Annotated in this window: 22 protein-coding genes; 15 read left to right on the plus strand and 7 right to left on the minus strand. The window is 66.7% G+C overall.

Translation table 11 applies throughout. The features are described 5' to 3' along the window. The first annotated feature begins 151 nt into the window (after positions 1-151). Positions 152-385: a hypothetical protein gene (locus HUT07_RS05990; protein WP_176020151.1), complete on the plus strand. Its 234-nt coding sequence runs from the start codon at positions 152-154 to the stop codon at positions 383-385. Further along, on the plus strand, positions 382-2,508 hold the full coding sequence (locus tag HUT07_RS05995) for a GGDEF domain-containing protein (protein ID WP_176020152.1): 2,127 nt from the start codon (positions 382-384) through the stop codon (positions 2,506-2,508). Before HUT07_RS05990 ends, HUT07_RS05995 begins: the two co-directional genes overlap by 4 nt. 28 nt (positions 2,509-2,536) lie before the next feature. Here the strand turns inward: HUT07_RS05995 and epmB are convergent, their stop codons facing one another. Beyond that, on the minus strand, positions 2,537-3,577 hold the full coding sequence (gene epmB, locus HUT07_RS06000) for an EF-P beta-lysylation protein EpmB (protein ID WP_176020153.1): 1,041 nt from the start codon (positions 3,575-3,577) through the stop codon (positions 2,537-2,539). A gap of 96 nt (positions 3,578-3,673) precedes the next feature. Here epmB and efp point away from each other — a divergent pair, with 96 nt between their 5' ends. The 5 genes from efp to HUT07_RS06025 all read left to right on the plus strand — a co-directional run bounded on the left by efp (position 3,674) and on the right by HUT07_RS06025 (position 7,893). Further along, positions 3,674-4,240 carry an elongation factor P gene (efp, locus tag HUT07_RS06005; protein WP_176020154.1) on the plus strand — a complete coding sequence of 189 codons (567 nt, stop codon included), beginning with the start codon at positions 3,674-3,676 and terminating at the stop codon, positions 4,238-4,240. Positions 4,241-4,399: 159 nt separating this feature from the next. Beyond that, positions 4,400-5,743, plus strand: coding sequence for a TRZ/ATZ family hydrolase (locus tag HUT07_RS06010; RefSeq protein ID WP_176020155.1), 1,344 nt, complete (start codon positions 4,400-4,402; stop codon positions 5,741-5,743). A gap of 25 nt (positions 5,744-5,768) precedes the next feature. Continuing rightward, positions 5,769-6,485 (plus strand): bifunctional 2-polyprenyl-6-hydroxyphenol methylase/3-demethylubiquinol 3-O-methyltransferase UbiG, encoded by a 717-nt coding sequence (gene ubiG / locus HUT07_RS06015; RefSeq protein ID WP_176020156.1) that lies wholly within the window; start codon positions 5,769-5,771, stop codon positions 6,483-6,485. Then, positions 6,482-7,177 carry a phosphoglycolate phosphatase gene (locus HUT07_RS06020; protein WP_176020157.1) on the plus strand — a complete coding sequence of 232 codons (696 nt, stop codon included), beginning with the start codon at positions 6,482-6,484 and terminating at the stop codon, positions 7,175-7,177. Before ubiG ends, HUT07_RS06020 begins: the two co-directional genes overlap by 4 nt. An 11-nt stretch (positions 7,178-7,188) precedes the next feature. After that, a complete protein-coding gene (locus HUT07_RS06025; protein WP_176020158.1) occupies positions 7,189-7,893 on the plus strand; it encodes a squalene/phytoene synthase family protein in 705 nt (234 codons plus the stop codon). A gap of 158 nt (positions 7,894-8,051) precedes the next feature. On the opposite strand, the gene HUT07_RS06030 is transcribed toward HUT07_RS06025, so the two are convergent. The 3 genes from HUT07_RS06030 to yidD are packed head-to-tail and all read right to left on the minus strand — an operon-like array spanning position 8,052 to position 10,502. After that, positions 8,052-8,900, minus strand: coding sequence for a M23 family metallopeptidase (locus HUT07_RS06030; protein ID WP_176020159.1), 849 nt, complete (start codon positions 8,898-8,900; stop codon positions 8,052-8,054). Next, entirely contained in the window at positions 8,900-10,246 is a 1,347-nt protein-coding gene (locus HUT07_RS06035) for a dihydroorotase (protein ID WP_176020160.1), read from the minus strand. The genes HUT07_RS06030 and HUT07_RS06035 overlap by 1 nt, the downstream gene beginning before the upstream one ends. A 1-nt stretch (position 10,247) precedes the next feature. Then, on the minus strand, positions 10,248-10,502 hold the full coding sequence (yidD, locus tag HUT07_RS06040) for a membrane protein insertion efficiency factor YidD (RefSeq protein WP_014037867.1): 255 nt from the start codon (positions 10,500-10,502) through the stop codon (positions 10,248-10,250). Between the two features lie 272 nt (positions 10,503-10,774). Here yidD and dksA point away from each other — a divergent pair, with 272 nt between their 5' ends. Continuing rightward, positions 10,775-11,995 (plus strand): RNA polymerase-binding protein DksA, encoded by a 1,221-nt coding sequence (gene dksA / locus HUT07_RS06045; RefSeq protein WP_176020161.1) that lies wholly within the window; start codon positions 10,775-10,777, stop codon positions 11,993-11,995. A 612-nt stretch (positions 11,996-12,607) separates the two neighbouring features. Here dksA and HUT07_RS06050 read toward each other — a convergent pair. From HUT07_RS06050 to cysS, 3 genes are read right to left on the minus strand one after another with little or no spacing between them, the layout of a single operon-like run. Further along, positions 12,608-13,855 (minus strand): MFS transporter, encoded by a 1,248-nt coding sequence (locus tag HUT07_RS06050; RefSeq protein ID WP_176020162.1) that lies wholly within the window; start codon positions 13,853-13,855, stop codon positions 12,608-12,610. Further along, entirely contained in the window at positions 13,852-14,304 is a 453-nt protein-coding gene (locus HUT07_RS06055) for a SufE family protein (RefSeq protein ID WP_176020163.1), read from the minus strand. Before HUT07_RS06055 ends, HUT07_RS06050 begins: the two co-directional genes overlap by 4 nt. A gap of 54 nt (positions 14,305-14,358) precedes the next feature. Further along, positions 14,359-15,735, minus strand: a complete 1,377-nt coding sequence (cysS, locus tag HUT07_RS06060; RefSeq protein ID WP_176020164.1) for a cysteine--tRNA ligase — start codon at positions 15,733-15,735, stop codon at positions 14,359-14,361. Positions 15,736-15,921: 186 nt separating this feature from the next. Here cysS and HUT07_RS06065 point away from each other — a divergent pair, with 186 nt between their 5' ends. From HUT07_RS06065 to argC, 7 genes are all read left to right on the plus strand, one after another. After that, positions 15,922-16,485: a hypothetical protein gene (locus tag HUT07_RS06065; RefSeq protein WP_176020165.1), complete on the plus strand. Its 564-nt coding sequence runs from the start codon at positions 15,922-15,924 to the stop codon at positions 16,483-16,485. Between the two features lie 329 nt (positions 16,486-16,814). After that, positions 16,815-17,825, plus strand: coding sequence for an N-acetylornithine carbamoyltransferase (locus HUT07_RS06070; protein WP_025876421.1), 1,011 nt, complete (start codon positions 16,815-16,817; stop codon positions 17,823-17,825). A gap of 60 nt (positions 17,826-17,885) precedes the next feature. After that, on the plus strand, positions 17,886-19,079 hold the full coding sequence (locus HUT07_RS06075; protein WP_176020166.1) for an argininosuccinate synthase: 1,194 nt from the start codon (positions 17,886-17,888) through the stop codon (positions 19,077-19,079). Between the two features lie 133 nt (positions 19,080-19,212). After that, positions 19,213-20,301, plus strand: coding sequence for an acetylornithine deacetylase (locus tag HUT07_RS06080; RefSeq protein WP_176020167.1), 1,089 nt, complete (start codon positions 19,213-19,215; stop codon positions 20,299-20,301). 74 nt (positions 20,302-20,375) lie between these two features. Then, the gene (locus HUT07_RS06085) at positions 20,376-21,704 is read left to right on the plus strand and encodes an acetylglutamate kinase (RefSeq protein ID WP_176020168.1); all 1,329 of its coding nucleotides are present in this window, start codon (positions 20,376-20,378) and stop codon (positions 21,702-21,704) included. Between the two features lie 5 nt (positions 21,705-21,709). Continuing rightward, positions 21,710-22,309, plus strand: a complete 600-nt coding sequence (locus HUT07_RS06090) for a GNAT family protein (RefSeq protein WP_176020169.1) — start codon at positions 21,710-21,712, stop codon at positions 22,307-22,309. Beyond that, entirely contained in the window at positions 22,306-23,259 is a 954-nt protein-coding gene (argC, locus tag HUT07_RS06095; RefSeq protein WP_176020170.1) for an N-acetyl-gamma-glutamyl-phosphate reductase, read from the plus strand. Before HUT07_RS06090 ends, argC begins: the two co-directional genes overlap by 4 nt. Positions 23,260-23,272: the final 13 nt, after the last annotated feature.

Raw genomic sequence — 23,272 nt, forward strand, 5'->3', positions numbered from 1 at the left:
GATACCCTGGGGGGATGATGCTTGTGTCGGGTCTGCGTAGGGCAATGCAGGGGGAGCTGCTGAGCCTGGTATTGGCCCTGCTGGCCGGGACGGTGCATGCCGCGCCGGGCCGACAGCGGGGGCGTTGGGCAGCGATGGGGGGCGATTGGCGATGACGCAGGATCATGTGCTTGGCTGGGTGGACCGGCAGGCTGCCGGTCCGGCGCCGAGGATGTCCGGCCGCGCGTCCGGCCTGCTGCCGCGTGTCGCCCGTCGTTGGCGGGTGCACAGTGCGTTGAAGAAGGTGTTGGGGGCTTCCGGTCTGCGCCGCGTCGATGCGCGTGCGCGGCCGTGGTTGGATGAATTGGAACAAGGGTCGACGCGCGTGCGGATGGAAGTGGAATGAAGTTGCTCGGCTCCGGGATGCAGGCCCGATTCCTGCTTGCGATGGGCGGGGCGATGCTGGTGGTGGTGGCGATCCTGGCCGTGCTGCTGGGACGGCAGGCGGCGATGCAGGGCGAGGTGAGGTCGCTCAGCAACGGCGTCATCCACGAACTGTTCGACCGCAGCGTGCGCAGCCGTGGCGAGGCCATGGTGCGCGAACTGTCCGATGCGCTTGCCGGTCCGCTTCATGGCAACGACGTGGACCAGGTCGGGGTCCTGGTGCGCAGCATTTCGCGGCAGCCGGTGGTGCGCTACGTACTGGTGTTCGACGACCGCGGGCGGCTGGTGCATGACGGCTCGACCGGGGTGCCCGATGCCGGACGACCGATGAGCGATCCGCTGGCGGCCGGGGCGGTTGCCGCGCAATCGCTGGTGGTGCAGCAGTCGCCCACAGTGCTCGACAGCACGATGCCGATCAGGATGGGCAATCAGCGCATCGGTGGTGTCCGTGTCGGCATGGCGCTGGATCAAGTGCTGCAGCGCGAGCAGGCGGCCAACGCGACCCTCGATGAGCGGCTGCAGCAGATGGGAAGCCGACATCTGGGCTGGTTGCTGCTGATGCTGGGCCTGCTGGTGGTGATCGGCGTGGTGGTGATCCTGTACGTGCAGCGCACGCTGGTGGCGCCCATCCGCGACCTGGCCGCAGCCGCCCGGCGCATCGAAGCTGGCGACTATCAGGCGCCACTGCGGGAAAACACCCGTGATGACGAGGTGGGTGAACTGGTTCGCGGCTTTGCCCGCATGCGTGATGCGATTGCCCGCCACGACCGCGAAGTGCGGCGCATGGCCTACACCGACGGGTTGACCGGGTTGACCAACCGGCTGGCGTTCCGCGAGGCGTTGGACCACCGGTTGATGGCGGCACGTGCGTCCAATCACCGGTTGGGCCTGCTGTTCGCCGATATCGATGATTTCAAGCGGGTCAATGACACCCTGGGCCATGAGGCCGGCGACGAGGCGCTTCTGCAGTTCGCGCAGCGCATCGGCCGTGCCGTGACCGAGGCCGGCGGCGACGATGCTTTGCTGGCGCGGTTCGGCGGCGACGAATTCGTGATCCTGGTCGGTGATGGCGATGTCGCAGCCAATGCGCGGTTGCTGGCCGAAGTGCTGGTACGCGAGCTGGGTAAGCCGCTGGTGGTGCAGGGCAGGGAACTGTTCCTGGGCACTTCGATCGGTGTGACCCTGTTCCCCGACGATGCCGCGGATGCGACGACGCTGCTGAAGAACGGCGACATTGCGATGTACCAGGCGAAGATGGCCGGCAAGAACTGCTACCGCTACTACAGCCGGGCCATGGATCACGCTGTCGAGCGCCGCGTGCACATGGAGCAGGAGCTGCGCGGCGCCTGGGAGCGCGGCGAGCTGCGGCTGGCCTACCAGCCGATCTTCCGCATGCGCGACCGCCGCATGGTCGGTGTGGAGGTGCTGCTGCGCTGGCAGCACCCGACGCTGGGCACGATCCCACCATCGGTGTTCATCGAGGTGGCCGAGCAGAGTGGCCTGATCGAGATCATCGGCCCGAAGGTGCTGCGTGCCGCCTGCATGGAAGCGGTGCAGTGGCCGCGGGGCGTGGCCGGCGACGAACTGTTCGTCTCGGTCAATGTGTCGCCACGGCAGTTGCGCGGGGGGGAGCTGCCGGCGTTGGTCGCGCAGTGCCTGCAGGAATCGGGCCTGCCGGCCTCGCGCCTGCACCTGGAGCTGACCGAGACGGCGGTGATCGGCGATGAAATGCTGGCCGCGCAGTTGCTGGACCGGTTGCACCGGGCGGGGGTGAAGGTGTGGCTGGACGACTTCGGTACCGGTTTCTCCGGTCTCAGCCACCTGCGGCAGGTGCCGGTGGACGGGGTCAAGATCGACAAGAGCTTCGTCGCCGACATGCAGCGCGACCCGGACGATCTGGCCCTGACCACGGCGATCATCGCCATGGCCCATGCGCTGGGCATCACGGTGGTGGCCGAGGGTATCGAGCAGGAAGCGCAGTTCGAGCTGCTTGCCCAGCGTGGCTGCGACCTGGGCCAGGGCTACCGGTTGAGCCATCCGGTCACGGCCACCGAAGTGGTGCGGATGATCGAATCGGGCGTGTAACAGTAGATCCACGCCATGCGTGGATACGTTACACCGGGCGCTTGCTCGGGTCGCCGGGTAGCTCGCGGACCAGCTTGGGCACCAGGTAGCCGGACAGCCGGGCAGTGAGGCCGGCGATCAGGGCCTTGGCCTGAACGTCGTCCACTTCGAAATGGGCGACGCCTTCGACCCGATCCAGCTGATGCAGGTAATAGGGCAGCACGCCGGCGGCGAAACTGCGCTCGCTCAGGTCCTGCAGCGCCTGCACGCTGTCGTTGACCCCGCGCAGCAGCACCGCCTGGTTCAGCAGTTGCGCGCCGATGCCACGCAGGTGGGCCATCGCCGTATCGACGCTGGCATCGAATTCATTGGCGTGGTTGGCGTGGACCACGATCGCCAGCGGCCATGGCAGGCTGCCCAGCCAGGCCAGCAGCTCATCATCCACCCGCTCGGGCAGCACGATCGGCAGGCGCGTGTGGATGCGCAGCCGGCGGATATGCGCGATGCCACGGAGTGCATCGGTCAGCTCGGCCAGCTTGTGGGTGGCCAGCGACAGCGGGTCGCCACCGGACAGGATCACCTCATCGATGTCCGGGTCTGCGGCGATGGCCTCCACCGCCTCCTGCCATCCCCCCTTGGCGGCGTTCTCGGCGCCATAGTCGAAATGCCGGCGGAAGCAGTAGCGGCAGTTGATCGCGCAGCTGCCGGTGGCCACCAGCAGGGCCCGGCCGCGGTACTTCTGGATGACTCCGGTGGCTTTCTTCGCTGCGCCGTCGCCCACCGCGTCGAAGCTGAACCCGGGGGCAGGACGCATCTCGGCGTCGATCGGGAGCACCTGACGCAGCAATGGGTCGTGGGCATCGCCACGACGCATGCGCGCGACGAACCCCTCCGGCACGCGCAGTGCGAACTGGGCGATGGCGGCCTCGGATACGCCCAGCGCCGCAGCATCCAGATCCAGCCGGGCCAGCAGTGCCTGTGGGTCACGCAGGGCCTGCCGCCACAGTTGCTGCCAGCGCGCGGGCGCACCTGGCGACTGGGTCCGGGGGAAGGCGGAAAGCTGCATGGAGAGGGGGCCTGCGGTTATCATGGGGGCATAAACAGTTGCCCACCGGGGTTCCGGTGGGTTTTCCATTCTACCGGCTCGCCGCACGCGCGGCGGTTTCGCCATTTGAGGAGCTTGAGCATGGCCACTGCGGGCATGAACGATGTCAAGAACGGGATGAAGATCCTGGTCAACAATGAACCGGCCGTCATCTCCGAGACCGAGTTCATCAAGCCGGGCAAGGGCCAGGCGTTCACGCGCGTGCGCTACCGCTTCATCAAGTCGGGCCGCACCGTGGAAATGACCATGAAGGCGACCGACGACGTGGAAGTGGCCGATGTGGTCGATACCAACATGGACTACATGTACAGCGACGGCGAGTACTGGCACTTCATGGACCCGGAAACCTTCGAGCAGGTGCAGGCCGACAAGGCCGGCATGGGCGGCGCCGAGAAGTGGCTGAAGGGCGAGGAGTCCTGCATCGTGACGCTGTTCAACGGTTCGCCGATCTTCGTGCAGCCGCCGAATTTCGTCGAGCTGAAGATCGTGGAAACCGATCCGGGCGTCCGTGGCGACACCTCGGGCGGTGGCGGCAAGCCGGCCACCCTGGAAACCGGCGCGGTGGTCCGCGTGCCGCTGTTCGTCAACCAGGATGAAATCGTCAAGGTCGACACCCGTTCGGGCGAATACTCCGCACGCGTCAAGTAATCCGGCGCAACCGGATTACCTGTAGAGCCGAGCCCACGCTCGGCTTTGCTTCCGGCCCCGCTGGCGCCGGAACGAACAGCAGCCGAGCATGGCTCGGCGCTACATGGCCACGATCCACCCGGTGGATCGTGGGCCCACCGCCCCAGCCAGTGAGCCCGCATGAGCGATAGCCCGCACCTCCCCGAAGCCTGCGACCTGCTGATCGAAGCCGGTTATGTCGTCCCGATCGAGCCGCATGCGGTGGTGCTGGAAGACCATGCCGTCGCCGTGCGTGGCAGTGAGATCGTGGCCATCCTGCCGCGTGCCGAAGCGCGTGCGCGCTTCCGCGCCACCCAGGTGGTCAGTCGTCCCGAGGCCGCGCTGATGCCGGGCCTGGTCAACGCACATACGCACAACCCGATGACCCTGCTGCGCGGCGTCGCCGACGACCTGCCGCTGATGACCTGGCTGCAGCAGCACATCTGGCCGGTGGAAGCGGCGGTGATCGGGCCGGAATTCGTCGCCGACGGCACCACCCTGGCCATCGCCGAGATGCTGCGTGGCGGCACCACCTGCGCCAACGAGAACTATTTCTTCGGAGACGTGCAGGCCGCCGTCTACAAGAAGCACGGCTTCCGCGCGCTGGTCGGCGCGGTGATCATCGATTTCCCCACCGCCTGGGCCAAGACCGACGACGAGTATTTCGCCAAGGCCGGTGAACTGCACGACCAGTGGCGCACCGACCCGCTGATCGGCACCGCGTTCGCGCCGCATGCGCCGTACACCGTCAACGATGCCAATTTCGAGCGCGTGCGCATGCTGTCCGACCAGCTCGACATGCAGGTGCATCTGCACACCCACGAGACCGCGCAGGAAATCACCGATTCGATCAAGCTGCACGGCCAGCGCCCGTTGGCGCGGCTGGACCGCCTCGGCCTGGTCAACGACCGCCTGATCGCGGTGCACATGACCCAGCTGACCGAGGCCGAGATCCACCTGTGCGCCGAGCGTGGCGTCAGCGTGGTGCATTGCCCGGAATCGAACCTGAAGCTGGCGTCGGGCTTCTGCCCGGCCTGCGCCCTGCAGCGCGCCGGCGTGAACCTGGCCATCGGTACCGATGGCTGCGCCAGCAACAACGATCTGGACATGTTCAGCGAAAACCGCACTGCGGCGATCCTGGCCAAGGCCGTGGCCGACGATGCCACCGCGCTGGATGCAGCCACTACCTTGCGTGCCTCCACGTTGGGCGGCGCCCGCGCGCTGGGTTTCGGTGACCGCATCGGCTCGATCGAAGTCGGCAAGCAGGCCGATCTGGTCTGCGTCGACCTGTCGGCGCTGGAGACCCAGCCGCTGCACAACGTGCTGTCGCAGCTGGTGTACGCCACCGGCCGCCAGCAGGTCAGCGATGTCTGGATTGCCGGCAAGCCGAAGCTGGTGCAGCGTGAGCTGGTCGGCATGGACCTGCCGGGCATCATCGCCAACGCGCGCCAGTGGCGCGAGCGCATCCGTCATATCCGCGCCTGATTCCCGGCGCCGCAAGGACCCCACCATGACTGCCCCCCACGCTTCTTCCAATTTCGATCAGGCCGAGCTGGACAAGTTCGCCGCGCTGGCCAACCGCTGGTGGGACGCCGATGGCCCGCAGAAGCCGCTGCACGCACTGAATCCGGTGCGCCTGCAGTACGTGGCCGACCGCGCGCCGCTGCGTGGTGCGCGCGTGCTCGACATCGGTTGCGGTGGCGGGCTGCTGAGTGAAGCGCTGGCCCAGGCCGGTGCCGAGGTGACCGCCATCGATCTGGCGCCTGAGCTGGTCAAGGTTGCACGCCTGCACGCGCTGGAAAGTGGTGTCACCGTCGACTACCGGGTGCAGGCCGCCGAAGACCTTGCCGCCGAACAGCCGGGCAGCTTCGACGTGGTGACCTGCATGGAGATGCTCGAGCACGTGCCCGATCCGGGCGCGATCATCGAGGCCTGCAAGCGCCTGCTGAAGCCGGGCGGCCACCTGTTCCTGTCCACCATCAACCGTACCGCTGCGGCGTTTGCAGTGGCCATCGTCGGTGCCGAGTACGTGGCACGGCTGTTGCCCAAGGGTACGCACCACTACCAGGAGTTCATCAAGCCGGCCGAGCTGGCGCGTTGGCTGCGCGAGGCCGACCTGCAGCTGGCCGATGTCAGTGGCATGGCCTACGAGCCGTGGCGCAACCGCGCCCGCCTGAGCAGCCGCACCGACATCAACTACCTGGCCTACGTGGTCAAGGCGCCGTGACCGCCGCCGCATTCCCGCGTGCAGTGCTGTTCGACCTGGACGGCACTTTGCTGGACAGCGCACCGGATTTCGTCGCCACCCTCGATGCGATGCTGGCCGAGCGCGGTCGCGCGCCGATTGATCCGGCGCAGTTGCGGCCGGTGGTGTCGAAGGGCTCGCGGGCGATGGTGTCGGCCGCGTTTCCAGAGCTGGAGACGGCCGAGCGCGATGCACTGATTCCCGAGTTCCTGCAGCGCTACGAAGCCTTGATCGGCCAGCACGCGGTGCTGTTCGACGGGGTTATCGGCATGCTCGATGCGCTGGACGCGGCGGGTACGGTGTGGGGCATCGTCACCAACAAGCCGGAGTACCTGGCGCGGCTGATCGTGCCGCAGCAGCAGTGGCAACAGCGCTGCGCCGTGCTGGTCGGCGGTGACACCCTGGCCGAACGCAAGCCGCATCCGTTGCCGCTGCTGCACGCCGCGCAGGCCATCGGTATTGCACCCGAAGAGTGTGTGTATGTCGGCGACGATGAGCGCGACATCATCGCCGCGCGTGCCGCCGGCATGCCGTCGGTGGCAGCGCTGTGGGGCTACCGCCTGCACAGTGACGATCCGCTGGCCTGGCAGGCCGACGTGCTGGTCGAGAACGCCGAACTCCTGCAACTGGCCAGTCTCTGGCCGATCCGGCCGGCGACCCCGGCCCAGCCGTAAGGAACACCGTAGTGAGCAGTACCGCGCTGGATAGTTTCCTCGACAAGTGGCGCAGCCGTTGGCCGGAATGGTCGGTGGCTGAGCCGTTCGTGGCCGAGCCGCAGCGCCATGTCGCGCTGGCGTGGTTCGCGCTGCTGCAGGAATTCGACGACATGCTCAACACCGGTGGCGATCCGCTGCCGGCGGACGCCAAGCTGGCCTGGTGGGGCGAGGAGCTGCGCAGCTGGGCCGCGCAGCGTTCGCGGCATCCGCTGGGACGCGTGCTGGAGCCGGTGCGGGCGCCGTGGGCGCAGCTGGCCGAGGCGCTGCCGGACCTGGTCGAGGCGCGCACCGTAGCGCTGGACGCTGCCGGCGCCGAACGCGGGCTGGGCAACTATGCTGAAGCGGTAGCTGCGGTGGAAGCCGTGGTGTTTGCTGACACGCCGCGCAAGGGCGCCGGCCCTGCCGTGCTGCTGCAGACCCTGGCCCAGCGGCTGCAGGACGCTGGCGTGGCCGGCATTCCCCGCAGCCTGCTGGACGAGGATGCAGGCAACGCCGCGCAGCGTTGGGCGCAGCAGTTGCTGAAAGGGTGGGGCACCCGTGTGCCCGGTCCGCGCGCGCGCCGCGTGTGGTCCAGCCTGGCGCGTGCCCGTCTGGCCGCGCAGGCCGCAGGCAAGCCGATCGAAGCGACGCCCGTGCGCACGTTGCTGCGTGTGTGGTGGGCCGCGCGCGGCTGAACCCTCGGCCTGCTGACTGCTTCTGGTGGGTGCGGACCTTGGTCCGCTCGCTGTCTGTAGAGCCGAGCCCATGCTCGGCTCACCACGCACGCGCGACAGCAGCCGAGCGTGGGCTCGGCTCTACAGAAGCAGGATGCCACGCCAGCGGGTGACGCGCGCTACTTGCGTTCCAGCACCAGCAGCGGGTCGATACGGGTATCGAACCAGTTCATGCCCCAGTGCAGGTGCGGCCCGGTCGCTCGACCGGTCGCGCCGACGGCGGCAATCACCTGCCCCTGTTCGACGCGATCACCGACTTTCACGTCAATGCGCGACAGGTGCAGGAAGTTCGAACTGACGCCGAAGCCATGGTCGAGCAGCAGGGTGCCACCGGTCAGGTACAGATCCGGGCCCGCGAACGTCACCACACCGGCAGCCGGTGCTTTCACCGGGGTGCCGGTCGGCACCGCGATGTCCATGCCGGAGTGGCCGGCACCGGGCTGGCCGTTGTACACGCGCGCATTGCCGAAGCGACCGCTGATGCGGCCCTGCACCGGCCAGATGAAGGTCTGGGTGAAATCGGTGCGGTTATCGTCGCGTGCGCGTGCCGCGGTGACCTGCGCCTGTTCGCGCTTGATCCGTTCGGCGATGGCCGGCGGCGGATTGACCGTCTTCGGCGGCACGCCGTTGACCCGCTCGGTCGGCCAGTCGCGCGGGGTCACGGCGATGGCGGCCGTCTCGCTGCTGCCATCCGGTCGACGGATCTGCACCTGCAGCGGTCCTTTCTCATCGCGACCGATACCGAACACCACGCTGCCATAGCTGCTCACGCGCAGGTCGCGGCCTGCGTAGCGAACGCTGCTGCCGGCGGGAACCTTGCCGATCACCAGCGCGCCCTGCGACGCGCTGGCCGGGAACACCACGCGGCTATCGATCAGGTCGCCGATGCCGTCCTGCGCCTGTGCCGCCGGTGCGGTGAACAGGGGCGCCGCCAGCAGCAGCGCCCCGAACATGAGTGCCGAACGCATCAGCGGTCGTAGGTCATGCGCTGGCCGGCGGGCTGACCCACCAGCGTGCTGCCGTCCCACACCAGCTGGCCGTTGACCCAGGTGGAGGCCACGCGCGAACGGAAGGTGGTGCCTTCGAACGGCGACCAGCCGCACTTGGACAGCACGTCCTCGCGCTTGACCGTGAACGGCACATCTTCCACCAGCACCAGATCGGCGAAGTAGCCTTCGCGCAGGAAACCACGCTCTTCCACGTCGAACAGCTGGGCGGGCGCATGGGCGAACTTCTGCACCACCTGCTCGCGGGTCAGCTTGCCTTCGTGCACGCGCTCCAGCGCGGCCACCAGGGCGTACTGCACCAGCGGCAGACCCGACGGCGCCTGTGCGTAGGGCTTCTGCTTCTCTTCCCAGGTATGCGGAGCGTGGTCGGTGGCCAGCACATCCAGAACGTCGTCAGCCAGCGCGGCGGTGATCGCCTCGCGGTCGGACACGTCCTTGATGGCCGGGTTGCACTTGATCAGATTGCCCTTGGTCGCATAGTCCGGGCGGGCGAAGTGCAGGAAGTGCACGCAGGTCTCGGCGGTGATCTGCTTGCGGCTGCCATCGGCGCGGATCAGCGGGCCCTTCTCGAACAGCGCCAGCTCGTCGGCGGTGGAAATGTGCAGCACGTGCAGGCGGGTGCCGTGCTTGCGCGCCAGTGACATGGCCAGCCGCGTCGACTTGATGCAGGCTTCGCGCGAGCGGATGTCCGGGTGCATCTCCGGGGTCAGCGCGTCGCCGTACTTTTCCTGGAAGGCCTTCAGGTTGGCATCGATCATGGGCGTGTCTTCGCAGTGCGTGATGATCGGGGTCGGGCACTCGCGGAAGATCGCGTCCAGCGTTTCCGGGTTGTCCACCAGCATGTTGCCGGTGGAGGCGCCCATGAACACCTTCACGCCCGGCGCCTTCTTCGGGTCGAGGGCGCGGATGGCGTCCAGGTTGTCGTTGCTGGCACCGTGGTAGAAACCGTAGTTGGCCCAGGCACGGCCGCGCGCCAGTTCGTACTTGGCTTCCAGAATGGTCGAGTCGAGCGTCGGCGGGTTGGTGTTGGGCATGTCCATGAAGCTGGTCAGGCCACCGGCCACGGCCGCGGCCGACTCGCTGGCGATGTCGCCCTTGTGGGTCAGGCCCGGTTCGCGGAAGTGCACCTGGTCGTCGATCATCCCGGGCAGCAGCCAGCGCCCGGCCGCATCCACCACCTGTTCGCCATCACGCGGGGTCAACCCTTTGCCGATCTGCGCGATGCGGTCGTTCTCGATGCGCAGGTCGCCGTCGAAGGTGCGGCCTTCGTTGACCAGGCGGGCATTGGTGATGAGCGTGGAGGACATGTCAGTGTTTTCCTGTGCAACGGCAAGAAGGGGCGTTGGGAGATTCGGGCACTGGATCGAAGCCGCCGGGATGGAACGGATGGCAGCGGCCCAACCGTCGCGCCGCCAGCCAGCTTCCGCGCAGCGGGCCGTGCCGGGAGATGGCGTCCATGGCGTATTCAGAGCAGCTCGGCACAAAACGGCAGCGAGGCCCCAGCAGCGGGCTGATGAAGCGCTTGTAGAAGCGCAGCAGGGCGATGAGCAGGCGCGAGATCACCCAGTCATCTTAAGCCAGTTGGCATGAAGGCCGCATTTGTGCAGGATGGGCCGTTGGTCGCATGTCGTAGATGGCCTGCGACCGCTATCGGCACCCCTCCAGGTGCCGGACAGGTTCCGTACCGCGCAGGGCGGTCCGTGCTCGTCGGACCGCGCCTTGGCCCCATTGCTCCTGGACTGAATGGAGCGGGCCACCGAGGTTGCTGCTGCGGGTCGGGTAGGCTATAAAGGCCCGCTTTCCCGGGCCCCGGGGAATCCAAGGAAGAGCGTTTCGTGGCTGCTAAAAAAACTGCAAAGAAGGCCGTCAAGGCCGCCAAGAAAACCGCCAAGCCTGTTGTGAAGAAGTTGGCGGCCAAGCCCGTTGCCAAGAAGCCGGCCAGCAAGCCGGCGACCAAGGCGGCATCCTCACAACCGGCGGCCAGGAAGGCCACCGCAAAGAAAACGCCGGCCAAGTCCGGCAAGCCGGCAGTGGCGAAGAAGCCCGCTGCGCCGGTCAAGGCCAAACCTGTCGTTGCCAGCAAGAAGGCACCGGCGGTGAAGAAGGTTGCCAGCAAGGCTGCGCCGGTGAAGAAGGCCGCTGCCAAGCCGGCACCGAAGAAGGCAGCAGCCAAGCCGGCGCCGAAGGCCGCGGTGAAGAAGGTTGCCGCCGCGCCCGCTGCGAAGCCGGCCGCAAAGAAGGTGTCGCCCGCCAAGTCGGCACCTGCCGCCAAGGCTGCCAAGAATGTCGCCCCGCCGGCTGCCAAGCCGACGCCGGCCCCTGTAGTGAAGTCCGCACCGAAGCCAGCTGCGAAGCCGGCCCCGGCCAAGTCTGTCCCGGCCAAGACCGCGGCAGTGGCAGCAGCCAAACCGGCCCCCAAGCCGGCCCCGGCCGCCGCTTCTGCAGCATCGACCGCCCCGCAATCCAAGAATCCCGTGCCCGTTTCGAAATCGCCTGCTAAAACCGCCGTGAAATCCGATTCCGCTCCGAAGACCGTGACCCGCCCAGTGGGCAAGGTTGCCGTGGCCGTCGCCGCCCGTTCGGCGGCACCTGCGCCGCGCAGCAAGTACAAGGTCGTCGAATACAAGACCGACGAGGCCACTGGCCGCCCGATCCTGCCCGCAGGCTACAAGCCGGCCTCGGACGAGGAGTACATGAGCTCGCTGCAGCAGGAGTACTTCCGCCAGCGCCTGCAGAACTGGCGCGCCGACCTGGTGGAAGAGTCCAAGCAGACCATCGAGAACCTGCGCGAGGAAGTGCGTGACATCGGCGATGAAGCCGAGCGCGCGACCCGCGAAACCGAGAACTCGCTGGAACTGCGCACCCGTGACCGTTACCGCAAGCTGATCGGCAAGATCGACAGCACCCTCAAGCGCCTGGAAGCAGGTGATTACGGCTACTGCGTGGACACCGGTGAAGAAATCGGCCTGGAGCGCCTCGAAGCGCGCCTGACCGCCGAGCGCACCATCGACGCGCAGGAGCGTTGGGAGCACCTGCAGAAGCAGCAGGGCGACTGATTCCGGTTCGTTGTGATGTCATGCGAAAAGCCCGGCTTCGGCCGGGTTTTTTGTTGGGTGGCGGTTGGCAGCGTAGAGCGGCGCCTTGGTTGTTCCGTGAGCGAGCGGGCGGGTCACCCGGGCCAGGACACGCCGTAAACCCATCCCTGGGGGCTCGGTCGCGGCATCCATGCCGCGAACGGTCCTGGCCCGGGTGACCCGCCCGCTCCAGACGGTTCCCGAGTGCGGCCGCTGTAGAGCCGAGCCCACGCTCGGCTCAGGCCGAAGCCGGAGGGCAAGGAAGAGCAAAAGCAAAAGCAGCCAAGCATGGCTTGGCTCTACCAGGAGCGGTTATGCGTGCGCTCGCGGCTGTTGGGTCCGCCTTGTAGCGAGCCGAGCACCGCAGGGGAATCAGGGGCGAAGAGGCGCGGGTGTCCGAGCGAAGCGAGTTCCGCGCCGTCCCCTGATTCGCGGAGGAGCGCAGGGCACCGGTGCGCAGCACCGGCTCGCGGATGGCGGAGCGTTTCTTTGGTTACTTTCTTTTCGCGAAAAGAAAGTGACAAGCCCAATCATCGAGGGAGAGCAACGGCCCCAGCCAAACGCCCGGCGCCGCCGAATCCGCTGTTCGCAGCGTCACTGCAGGTCGCGAAGATTCAGTTTCCGCAATGTCGGGTTCTTCCACGCGGTGATCCCGGCCACGCTCAGCACCGCGAACCCGCCCAGCACCACCGCCGGTACCAGCCCCAGCACCTTGGCCATCGTGCCGGCATAGAACGCGCCCAGTTCGTTGGACGAGCTGATGAAGATGCCGTTGATGGACGAGACCCGACCGCGCATCTCTTCTGGCGTGGCCAGCTGCAGGATGGTGGAGCGGATCACCACCGACACGCCGTCGAAGGCGCCGTAGAACAGCAGGATCAACGCCGACAGCCAGAAGTGCTGGGACAGGCCGAAGCCGATCACGCAGAGGCCGAAGCCGGCCACCGCGAACAGCAGCACGCGGCCGGCATTACGGTGCAGCGGGTGGCGTGCCAGCCACAGGCCCACGCACACCGAACCCAGCGCCGGCATGGCGCGCAGGATGCCCAGGCCCTCGGGGCCGTGATGCAGGATCTCGTGCAGGAACGCTGGCAGCATCGCCACCACGCCGCCCAGCAGCACCGAGAACATGTCCAGCGCCATGGCGCCGACCATGATCCGGTTGCCGACCACGAAGCGCGCGCCTTCAGCGATGCTTTTGAAGATCGGGGCGGCTGGGCCGGCATGCACCGGCTCTTCCACCTTCAGTGTGGCCAGGCAGCCCATCGCCACCAGCGCGAAGACCGTGGCCACCGCATAGGCCAGGCCCTTGCCACCGAAGCCGACCAGTACGCCACCCAGTGCCGGGCCGGCGATCATGCCGGTCTGGAACACCACGGCGCCGAGGCCGGCGCCACGGGCGAAATGCTCACGCGGCAACACGCGGGCGAACAGTGCGTTGTAGATCGGTGACAGGAAGGCGCGGACCATGCCGGTCAGGGCGATGGCTGCATAGATCGGCCACACGCCTTCAACCGGCAGCCAGCCCTTGGCGACGCTGGTCAGCACCAGCGCGGTGGCGATCAGTCCGGAACAGGCGACCATGCCCAGTCGGCGGCGCGGCAGGTGATCCACCAGGTAACCGGCGAACGGTGCCACGCAGAAGAACGGCAGTACCTCGGCCAGACCGATCAGGCCCAGCGAGAACGGATTGCGGGTGACTTCGTAGATATGCCAACCGACGGTGACCGCAACCACCTGGTAGGACAGCATCGCGAAGATGCGGTACGCCAGCAGCCGGGCGAAACCGGGCCGGGACAGCAGGCCCAGCGCCGTGTCTTCGGCCGTGGCAGGTTCGCTCACGACGGATCGCGCTGCAGCTGCGCCTGCGCGGTCTCACGGATGAAGGCCAGCATCGCCGCCACGCCGTTGCTGCGGGTCGGCGACAGGTGGCGGGCCAGGCCGATATCCTGGATGTAGCTGGGTTCGGTGGCCAGGATCTCCTGCGCGGTGCGCCCGGAGTACACGCGCAGCGCCAGGAAGATCAGGCCGGAGACGATGGCCGAATCGCTGATGGCGTGGAAGCGCAGCGACTGCGCATTGCCTTCCGGCACGATCCAGACCATCGACTGGCAACCGAGCAGACGATGTTCTTCGGTCTTCCACTCTTCCGGAAACGCCGGCAGCTTGCGGCCGAGGTCGATCAGGTACTGGTAGCGCTCGGACCAGTCGCCGAAGAAACCGAATTCCTCGGCGATGGCCGTCTGTGCCTCGGTGGCGGTGGGTTCAAGCGGGAACGGGGAGTCGATCACAACAGTCTCTACAGTGGGGGCGTGGCCGGCGGACCGGCCACGGGGCAGGGTGGGTCAGCCGCGCTTGCGCGACCAGCGGACGCCCTGCGGGGTGTCTTCCAGCACGATGCCCTCGGCGGCCAGCTGGTCGCGGATGGCGTCGGAACGGGCGAAGTCGCGCGACTGCTTCGCCGCTGCGCGTTCGTCGATCAAGCCCTGGATGCGTGCATCGTCGCTTTCATCGCCGGCTGCGGTTCCGAACCATTGCGCCGGATCGGCCTGCAGCAGGCCCAGCGCCAGGCCGGCGCCGAGCAGCTCGCCCTTCAAGCGTGCGCGTTCGGCCGGATCGGTGGCGCGGCGCGCTTCACCGGCGATACGGGCGACTTCAGCCAGCGCCTGCGGAGTGTTGAGATCGTCGTCCAGCGTCGCCTCGACGGCAGCCGGAATCGCTACGCTGGCCTCGATCGACGCCAGCTCGCGCAGGGTGCCGTACAGGCGGTCCAGCGTGCGCACCGATTGCTCGATCAGGCCATCGGACCAGTCCAGCGGCTGCCGGTAGTGGGCCGACAGCAGGGCCAGGCGCAGTGCCTCCGGGGGGTGCTGGCGCACCAGATCGTGCACGCGCTCGATGTTGCCCAGCGACTTGCTCATCTTGGCACCGCCGAAGTTGAGCATGCCGTTGTGCAGCCAGAAGCGGGCGAAGATCTTGCCGCCATGGGCGCATTCGCTCTGCGCCAACTCGTTCTCGTGATGCGGGAACTGCAGGTCGACGCCACCGGCATGGATGTCGATGGTCTCGCCCAGGTGCGCGGCGGCCATTGCCGAGCATTCGATATGCCAGCCCGGACGGCCGCGGCCCCAAGGCGATTCCCAGCCGGGCAGGTCATCGCTGGACGGCTTCCACAGCACGAAATCGCCCGGATCGCGCTTGTAGGGGGCCACATCGACACGGGCACCGGCCAGCATTTCCTCGGGATCGCGGCGCGACAGCTTGCCGTAGCCCTCGAAGCTGCTGACCGAGAACAGCACGTGGCCCTCGGCCGGGTAGGCGTGGCCACCGGCAATCAGCTGTTCGATCATGGTGACGATCTGTGGAATGTGCGCGGTCACTTCCGGTTCGATATCCGGCGGCACCACGCCCAGCGCGGCCATGTCTTCACGGTAGGCAGCGGCGAAACGGTCGGTGATGGTGCTGATCGGCACCCCCTGCTCGCGCGCGGCGGTGTTGATCTTGTCGTCCACGTCGGTGATGTTGCGGGCGTAGCGCAGGGCGCCGAAGCGTCGCCGCAGCAGGTCGGCCAGCACCCCGAACACCACCGGCCCACGGGCGTTGCCGATGTGCACGTAGTTGTAGACCGTCGGGCCGCACACATACAGGGTCGGACAGGCCGGGTCGAGCGGGGTGAACGGTTCGAGCTGGCGAGTCAGGTTGTTGTGCAGGCGCAGGGTCATGGGTCTGTGACTGGGGGACAAGCCTGTGATTTTAGAACGTGTCGGCCCCTTTGGGGGGGCCGTTGCCACCGGTGGACGTCACCGGCCGCCGGGGTGGGGTGGGCAGGAACGACGCGGACGGGTAATGTTCAGCCCCTTGCGGTCACCACTGCCTACACTATTGCCGTGTCCCTGCTCCCATCGCCAATGAAAACCACCGCGTTGCTGACCCTGGCCTGCCTGTCGGCGCTGCCCGCCGTGGTCCTGGCCCAGGAGGCCGAGCCCCGCAACCGGGTGGTGATCGTGGAGAACGTGAAGTTCGACTACGCCCAGGTGCTCAACGTGGAGCCGGTGTTCCAGACCCTGCGCGCAACCCGTACCGAGGAGCATTGCGAGCCGGTCTCGACCCGCACCCTGGCCCCGGTCAACGTCACCGGCGAAGAGCCGGTCGAGGACAAGGGCCGCATCGGCCGCCTGTGGGATTCGGTACGCTCGATGTTCAAGCGCAGCGACGAGGAAGGGCTGGAGGAGGTTCCGGCGGAAACGCCGGCCCCGGCGCCGGCTAACACGGGCCCGATGCTGACCCGGGACTGTCGCATCGTGCCTGTCGGGCGCGAGTTCCGCCGTCCCATCGCCTATGACGTGGACTATGTCTACAAGGGCACCAAGTACCGCTCACGGTTGCCGGAAGACCCCGGCAACCGGCTGAAGATCCGGGTTTCGATCACCCCTTGGGTGGGCCCCGAGCAGGCTGCCGCTGGCACCCCCTGATTCTGAGACGCCGGCCCCTTGCGCCGGCCCCGGCTGCATGTAAAGATTGCCGACCAATGAAGCTCACCGACTTCCAGCACGACAGCAGCGCCGCCCGCCAGGCCACTGGCATGACGTCGCGTGCCCGTCGACCGGAACCCCACATCCTCGCTGGGTAATCCGGAGCTTTCTGCTGTTCGTCCGAAAAAAACCCAGCCCGCCGGCTGGGTTTTTTCGTTTCCGCGTTCTGAAAGCTTCATCTGCAACCTTTTCGTACCACCCTGGTTCCCGGTTTTCCCTTCCACCTTCCACCGCGTCGGCCACCGGCGCCGCTCAAGCAAGGAATGATGATGTCCCCCAAGCACTTCCTGAACACCCAGGACTGGAGCCGCAGCGAACTTGACGCGCTGCTGACCCAGGCGGCGCTGTTCAAGCGCAACAAGCTCGGCGACCAGCTCAAGGGCAAGTCGATCGCGCTGGTGTTCTTCAATCCGTCCATGCGTACCCGCACCAGTTTCGAACTGGGCGCGTTCCAGCTCGGTGCCCACGCGGTGGTGCTGCAGCCGGGCAAGGATGCCTGGCCGATCGAGTTCAACCTCGGCACGGTGATGGACGGCGATACCGAAGAGCACATCGCTGAAGTGGCCAAGGTGCTTGGCCGTTACTGCGACATCATCGCCGTACGCGCATTCCCGAAGTTCGTCGACTGGGCCTACGACCGCCAGGATGTCGTGCTCGAGAGTTTCGCCAGGTACTCGCCAGTGCCGGTGATCAACATGGAAACCATCACCCATCCGTGCCAGGAGCTGGCGCACGTGATGGCGCTGCAGGAGCATTTCGGTACCCAGGACCTGCGCGGCAAGAAGTACGTGCTGACCTGGACCTACCACCCCAAGCCGCTGAACACCGCCGTGGCCAACTCGGCGCTGACCATCGCCACCCGCATGGGCATGGATGTGACCCTGCTGTGCCCGACCGCCGACTACATCCTCGACGAGCGCTACATGGGCTGGGCCGAGCAGAACGTCGCCGAGAGCGGCGGTTCGCTGAAGATCAGCCATGACATCGACAGCGCCTATGCCGGTGCCGACGTGGTCTATGCCAAGAGCTGGGGCGCGCTGCCGTTCTTCGGCAACTGGGAGCCGGAAAAGCCGATCCGCGACCAGTTCAAGCACTTCATCGTCGACGAGCGGAAGATGGCGCTGACCAACAACGGTGTGTTTAGCCACTGCCTGCCGCTGCGCCGCAACGTAAAGGCGACCGACGGCGTGATGGATTCGCCGCAGTGCATCGCCATCAACGAGGCCGAGAATCGCCTGCATGTGCAGAAGGCGATCATGGCCGCTGTTGCCGGGCGCTGACTCTTTTCGATTCGAACATTTCCGCCGGGCATGGCCCGGCGCTACCAGGACATATCCCCCATGAGCAACAAAGACGTCGTTCTCGCCTTCTCCGGCGGCCTTGATACCAGCTTCTGCGTGCCGTACCTGCAGGAGCGCGGCTACAACGTGCATACCGTGTTCGCTGATACCGGCGGCGTGGATGACGAAGAACGCGATTTCATCGAGAAGCGTGCTGCCGAGCTGGGTGTCACCAGCCACCAGACCGTCGATGGCGGTCCGGCCATCTGGTCGGGCTTCGTCAAGCCGTTCGTGTGGGCCGGTGAAGGCTACCAGGGCCAGTACCCGCTGCTGGTGTCGGACCGTTACCTGATCGTCGATGCCGCGCTCAAGCGCGCCGCCGAACTGGGCACCAACATCATCGCCCACGGCTGCACCGGCATGGGCAACGACCAGGTGCGTTTCGACCTGGCAGTGAAGGCCCTGGGTGACTACCAGATCATCGCGCCGATCCGCGAGATCCAGAAGGAACACACCCAGACCCGCGCCTACGAGCAGAAGTACCTGGAAGAGCGTGGCTTCGGCGTGCGCGCCAAGCAGCAGGCCTACACGATCAACGAGAACCTGCTGGGCCTGACCATGTCCGGCGGCGAGATCGATCGCTGGGAAGCACCGGGCGAGGGCGCGCGTGGCTGGTGCGCGCCACGCGCCGAGTGGCCGGAAGCACCGCTGACCGTCACCTTGAAGTTCGTCGAAGGCGAAGCCGTCGAGCTCAACGGCAAGGCGCTGCCGGGCGAGCAGATCCTGGCCCAGCTCAACAAGCTGTTCGCTCCGTACGGCGTCGGCCGTGGCGTGTACACCGGCGACACCGTGATCGGCCTGAAGGGTCGCATCGTGTTCGAGGCACCGGGCCTGGTCTCGCTGCTGGCCGCGCACCGCGCGCTGGAAGATGCGGTGCTGACCAAGCAGCAGAACCGCTTCAAGCCGGACGTGGCGCGCAAGTGGGTGGAGCTGGTGTACGAAGGCTTCTACCACGACCCGCTGAAGACCGACATCGAAGCGTTCCTGAAGTCCTCGCAGGCCAAGGTCAACGGTGAAGTGGTGCTGGAAACCCGTGGTGGCCGCGTCGACGCGGTGGCGGTGAAGTCGCCGCACCTGCTCAACACCAAGGGTGCCACCTACGCGCAGTCGGCCGACTGGGGCGTGGAGGAGGCTGAAGGCTTCATCAAGCTGTTCGGCATGAGCTCAACGCTCTTTGCTCAAGTCAACCGCTGAGCGGTTGACCACGCATTCCACCTCAACCCTGCGCCGTTGGCGCGCCCCCTTCAACAAGAAGGGGGCTCTCCACCAGACGCATTCCGGTAGCGCCGGGCCATGCCCGGCGGAATTCCACAGGAACTGTTGATTCATGCTTGAACAGACGCTCGATCACCTGCAGGCGCTGGTGTCCTTCGACACCCGCAACCCGCCGCGTGCGATCACCACCGGTGGCATCTTCGATTACCTGCGCGACAACCTGCCCGGGTTCAATGTCGAGGTGATCGACCACGGTGCCGGTGCGGTCAGCCTGTATGCCGTGCGCGGTACGCCGAAGTACCTGTTCAACGTGCACCTGGATACCGTGCCGGATTCGCCGCACTGGAGTGCCGACCCGCACGTGATGCGCCGCCTGGACGACCGCGTGGTCGGCCTCGGTGTATGTGACATCAAGGGCGCGGCCGCAGCACTGGTGGCGGCCGCCAACGCCAGTGATGGTGATGCCGCGTTCCTGTTCTCCAGCGACGAGGAAGCCAACGATCCGCGCTGCATCGCCGCGTTCCTGGCCCGGGGTATCAAGTACGAAGCCGTGCTGGTGGCCGAACCGACCATGAGCGAGGCAGTGCTGGCGCATCGAGGCATCAGCTCGGTGCTGATGCAGTTCGCCGGCCGCGCCGGCCATGCCTCGGGCAAGCAGGATGCCGCCGCCAGTGCGCTGCACCAGGCGATGCGCTGGGGCAACCGTGCGCTGGACCATGTGGAATCGCTGGCCTCGGCCCGCTTCGGTGGACTGACCGGCCTGCGCTTCAACATCGGGCGCGTTGAAGGTGGCATCAAGGCCAACATGATCGCGCCGGCGGCGGAAGTGCGCTTTGGTTTCCGGCCGCTGCCGTCGATGGATATCGATGCGCTGCTGGCGACCTTTGCCGGCTTCGCTGAACCCGCAGCGGCAGTGTTCACCGAAACCTTCCGTGGCCCGAGCCTGCCTGCCGGCGATATCGCCGAAGCTGAGAACCGCCGCCTGCTGGCGCGCGACGTGGCCGACGCGCTGGATATTCCGATCGGCAACGCGGTGGACTTCTGGACCGAGGCGTCGCTGTTCTCGGCCGCTGGCTACACCACGATGGTGTTCGGACCGGGTGACATCGCCCAGGCCCATACCGCCGACGAGTTCGTGACGCTGGAGCAGCTGCAGCGCTACGCCGACGCCGTACATCGGATCATCGCCGCCGGCGCCTGATCGACCCACAACGCCGCTGCGCACCTGCGCGTCGGAACTGCAACGCGGCGACCGCCGCCTGTGACGAAACCGAAATGTCTCCTGCCCTCCAGCCCCACCGCCAGACCCGTCAGACCATCGTGCGCCTGCTTTCGAGCATGGCCAGCGCGAAGGAGATCAGCCAGTACCTCAAGCGCTTTTCGCAGCTGGACGCCAAGCGCTTCGCCGTGGTCAAGGTCGGCGGCGCGGTGCTGCGCGACGATCTCGACGCGCTGACCTCCTCGCTGTCGTTCCTGCAGGAAGTCGGCCTGACCCCGATCGTGCTGCATGGCGCCGGTCCGCAGCTGGATGCGGAACTGTCGGCCGCCGGCATTGAAAAGCAGACGGTCAATGGCCTGCGGGTGACGTCGCCGGAAGCGCTGGCGATCGTGCGCCGGGTGTTCCAGCAGTCCAACCTGCGCTTGGTCGAAGCCCTGCAGCAGAACGGCGCGCGCGCCACCTCCATTACGGGCGGCGTGTTCGAGGCCGAGTACCTGGGCCTGGATACCTACGGCCTGGTCGGCGAAGTAAAGAAGGTCAACCTGGCGCCGATCGAAGCCAGCCTGCGTGCAGGCTCCATTCCGGTCATCACCAGCCTGGGCGAGACGGCGGGTGGCCAGATTCTCAACGTCAATGCCGACTTCGCCGCCAACGAACTGGTGCAGGAACTGCAGCCGTACAAGATCATCTTCCTGACCGGCACCGGTGGCCTGCTGGACGAAGAGGGCAGCGTGATCGATTCGATCAACCTGTCCACCGAGTACGACCACCTGATCGAGCAGCCGTGGATTCACGGCGGCATGAAGGTGAAGATCGAACAGATCAAGTCCCTGCTGGACCGGCTGCCGCTGGAATCGTCGGTGTCGATCACTCGGCCCGCCGACCTGGCCAAGGAACTGTTCACCCACAAGGGCTCGGGTACGCTGGTACGCAAGGGCGAGAAGGTGCTGCGTGCAACCGCCTGGAGCGAGTTGGACCTGCCGCGCCTGAAGGGCCTGATCGAATCCAGTTTCGGCCGCACGCTGGTGCCGGACTATTTCGAGAAGACCACGTTGCTGCGCGCTTACGTCAGTGAGAACTACCGCACGGCGGTGATCCTCACCGATGAGGCCGAGGGCGTGTACCTGGACAAGTTCGCCGTGCTCGACGACGCGCAGGGTGAAGGCCTGGGGCGCGCCGTCTGGAACGTGATGCGCGAAGAAACCCCGCAGCTGTTCTGGCGCTCGCGCAACGGCAACCCGATCAATCATTTCTACTACGCCGAGTCCGACGGCTGTTATAAGCAGGGCCATTGGAAGGTGTTCTGGTACGGCGCCGATGGCATCGACCGGATCAGGACGTATGTCGATCATTGCGCCGTGCGTGCGCCGAGCCTGGAGGGCTGATCGCGATGAACCACGCAGACTGGACCCGGGTACCCACGCTGACCGGCACGCATGCGCGGCTGGAGCCGCTGCAGATGAGCCATATCGATGGCCTGCGCGGTGCGTTGGGCGACGGCGCGCTGTCCCGGCTCTGGTACACCCAGGTACCCGATGCGAAGACCATGACCGGCTATGTGCAGGCCGCCCTGCAGGCGCAGGCCGAGGGCAAGGTGCTGCCGTTCGTGGTGTTCGATGCCCACGGCCAGATCGTTGGCACCACCCGCTACTACGATCTGCAAGCGGACGTGCCGCGGCTGAGCATCGGCTACACCTGGTATGACGAGTCGGTGCAGCGCACCGGGGTCAACACCGAAACCAAGCTGATGCTGCTCAGCCATGCCTTCGAGCGGCTGGAATGCCTGAGCGTGGTGTTTGAAACCAGCTGGTTCAACTTCACCTCGCGCACCGCGATCGCGCGCCTGGGCGCCAAGCAGGATGGCGTGCTGCGCAATCACAAGCGGCATGCCGACGGCACGCCGCGCGACACCGTCATCTTCTCCATCATCGACGCGGAATGGCAGGGCGTGAAACGCCACCTGCAGCACCGCCTGGACAGTCACGCATGAACGATTCGACTTTCACCCTGGGCATCGTCGGTGCCCGCGGCCATACCGGCGCCGAGCTGATCAAGCTGGTGGCCGCCCATCCGCGGCTGAAACTGGCCTTCGTCTCTTCGCGTGAGCGCGCCGGGCAGCGCCTGTCCGATCACCATCCGGAATTCCAGGGTGACCTGCAGTACGAGAACCTGGACGCCGACGCAGTGGCCGCCAAGGGCGTGGATGCGGTGATCCTGGCCCTGCCCAATGGCCTGGCCGCACCGTTCGTGGCCGCGCTTGAAACCGCGAAACCGGACACTGTCATCGTCGACCTCTCGGCCGACTACCGTTTCGACAGCAGCTGGTACTACGGCCTGCCGGAACTGACCCGTGGCCGCTACAACGGCCAGAAGCACATCAGCAACCCGGGCTGCTATGCCACCGCGATGCAGCTGGCGGTGCATCCGCTGCAGGACCTGCTGGCCGGTCCGCCGCAGTGCTTCGGCGTGTCCGGCTACTCCGGTGCCGGCACCTCGCCGTCGGACAAGAACAACGTCGAGCTGCTGGCCGACAACCTGATGCCGTACGCGCTGACCAACCACGTGCACGAACGCGAGGTGTCCGTACAGCTGGGCGTGGCGGTTGAATTCATGCCGCACGTCGCGCCGCATTTCCGTGGCATTACGCTCACCGCCAACCTGTGGCTGAACCGCGTGCAGACCCGCGAGCAGATCGTCGAGCGTTTCCAGCAGGCCTATGCCGGTGAAGCGCTCATCGAGGTCGTGGACGACGCGCCGTGGGTAAGCCGTATCGCCGGCCGCCATGGCGCCCAGGTCGGTGGCTTCACGCTGGCCCCGGGCGGCAAGCGGGTGGTGGTGGTGGCGACCCTGGACAACCTGCTCAAGGGCGCGGCCACCCAGGCCATGCAGAACCTCAATCTCGCGCTGGGTATCGACGAACTGACGTCGATCCCGCACTGAACCCGCATTCCGG

Origin of the sequence: Stenotrophomonas sp. NA06056 (genome assembly GCF_013364355.1) — a bacterium.
In the GTDB taxonomy this organism is placed as follows: domain Bacteria; phylum Pseudomonadota; class Gammaproteobacteria; order Xanthomonadales; family Xanthomonadaceae; genus Stenotrophomonas.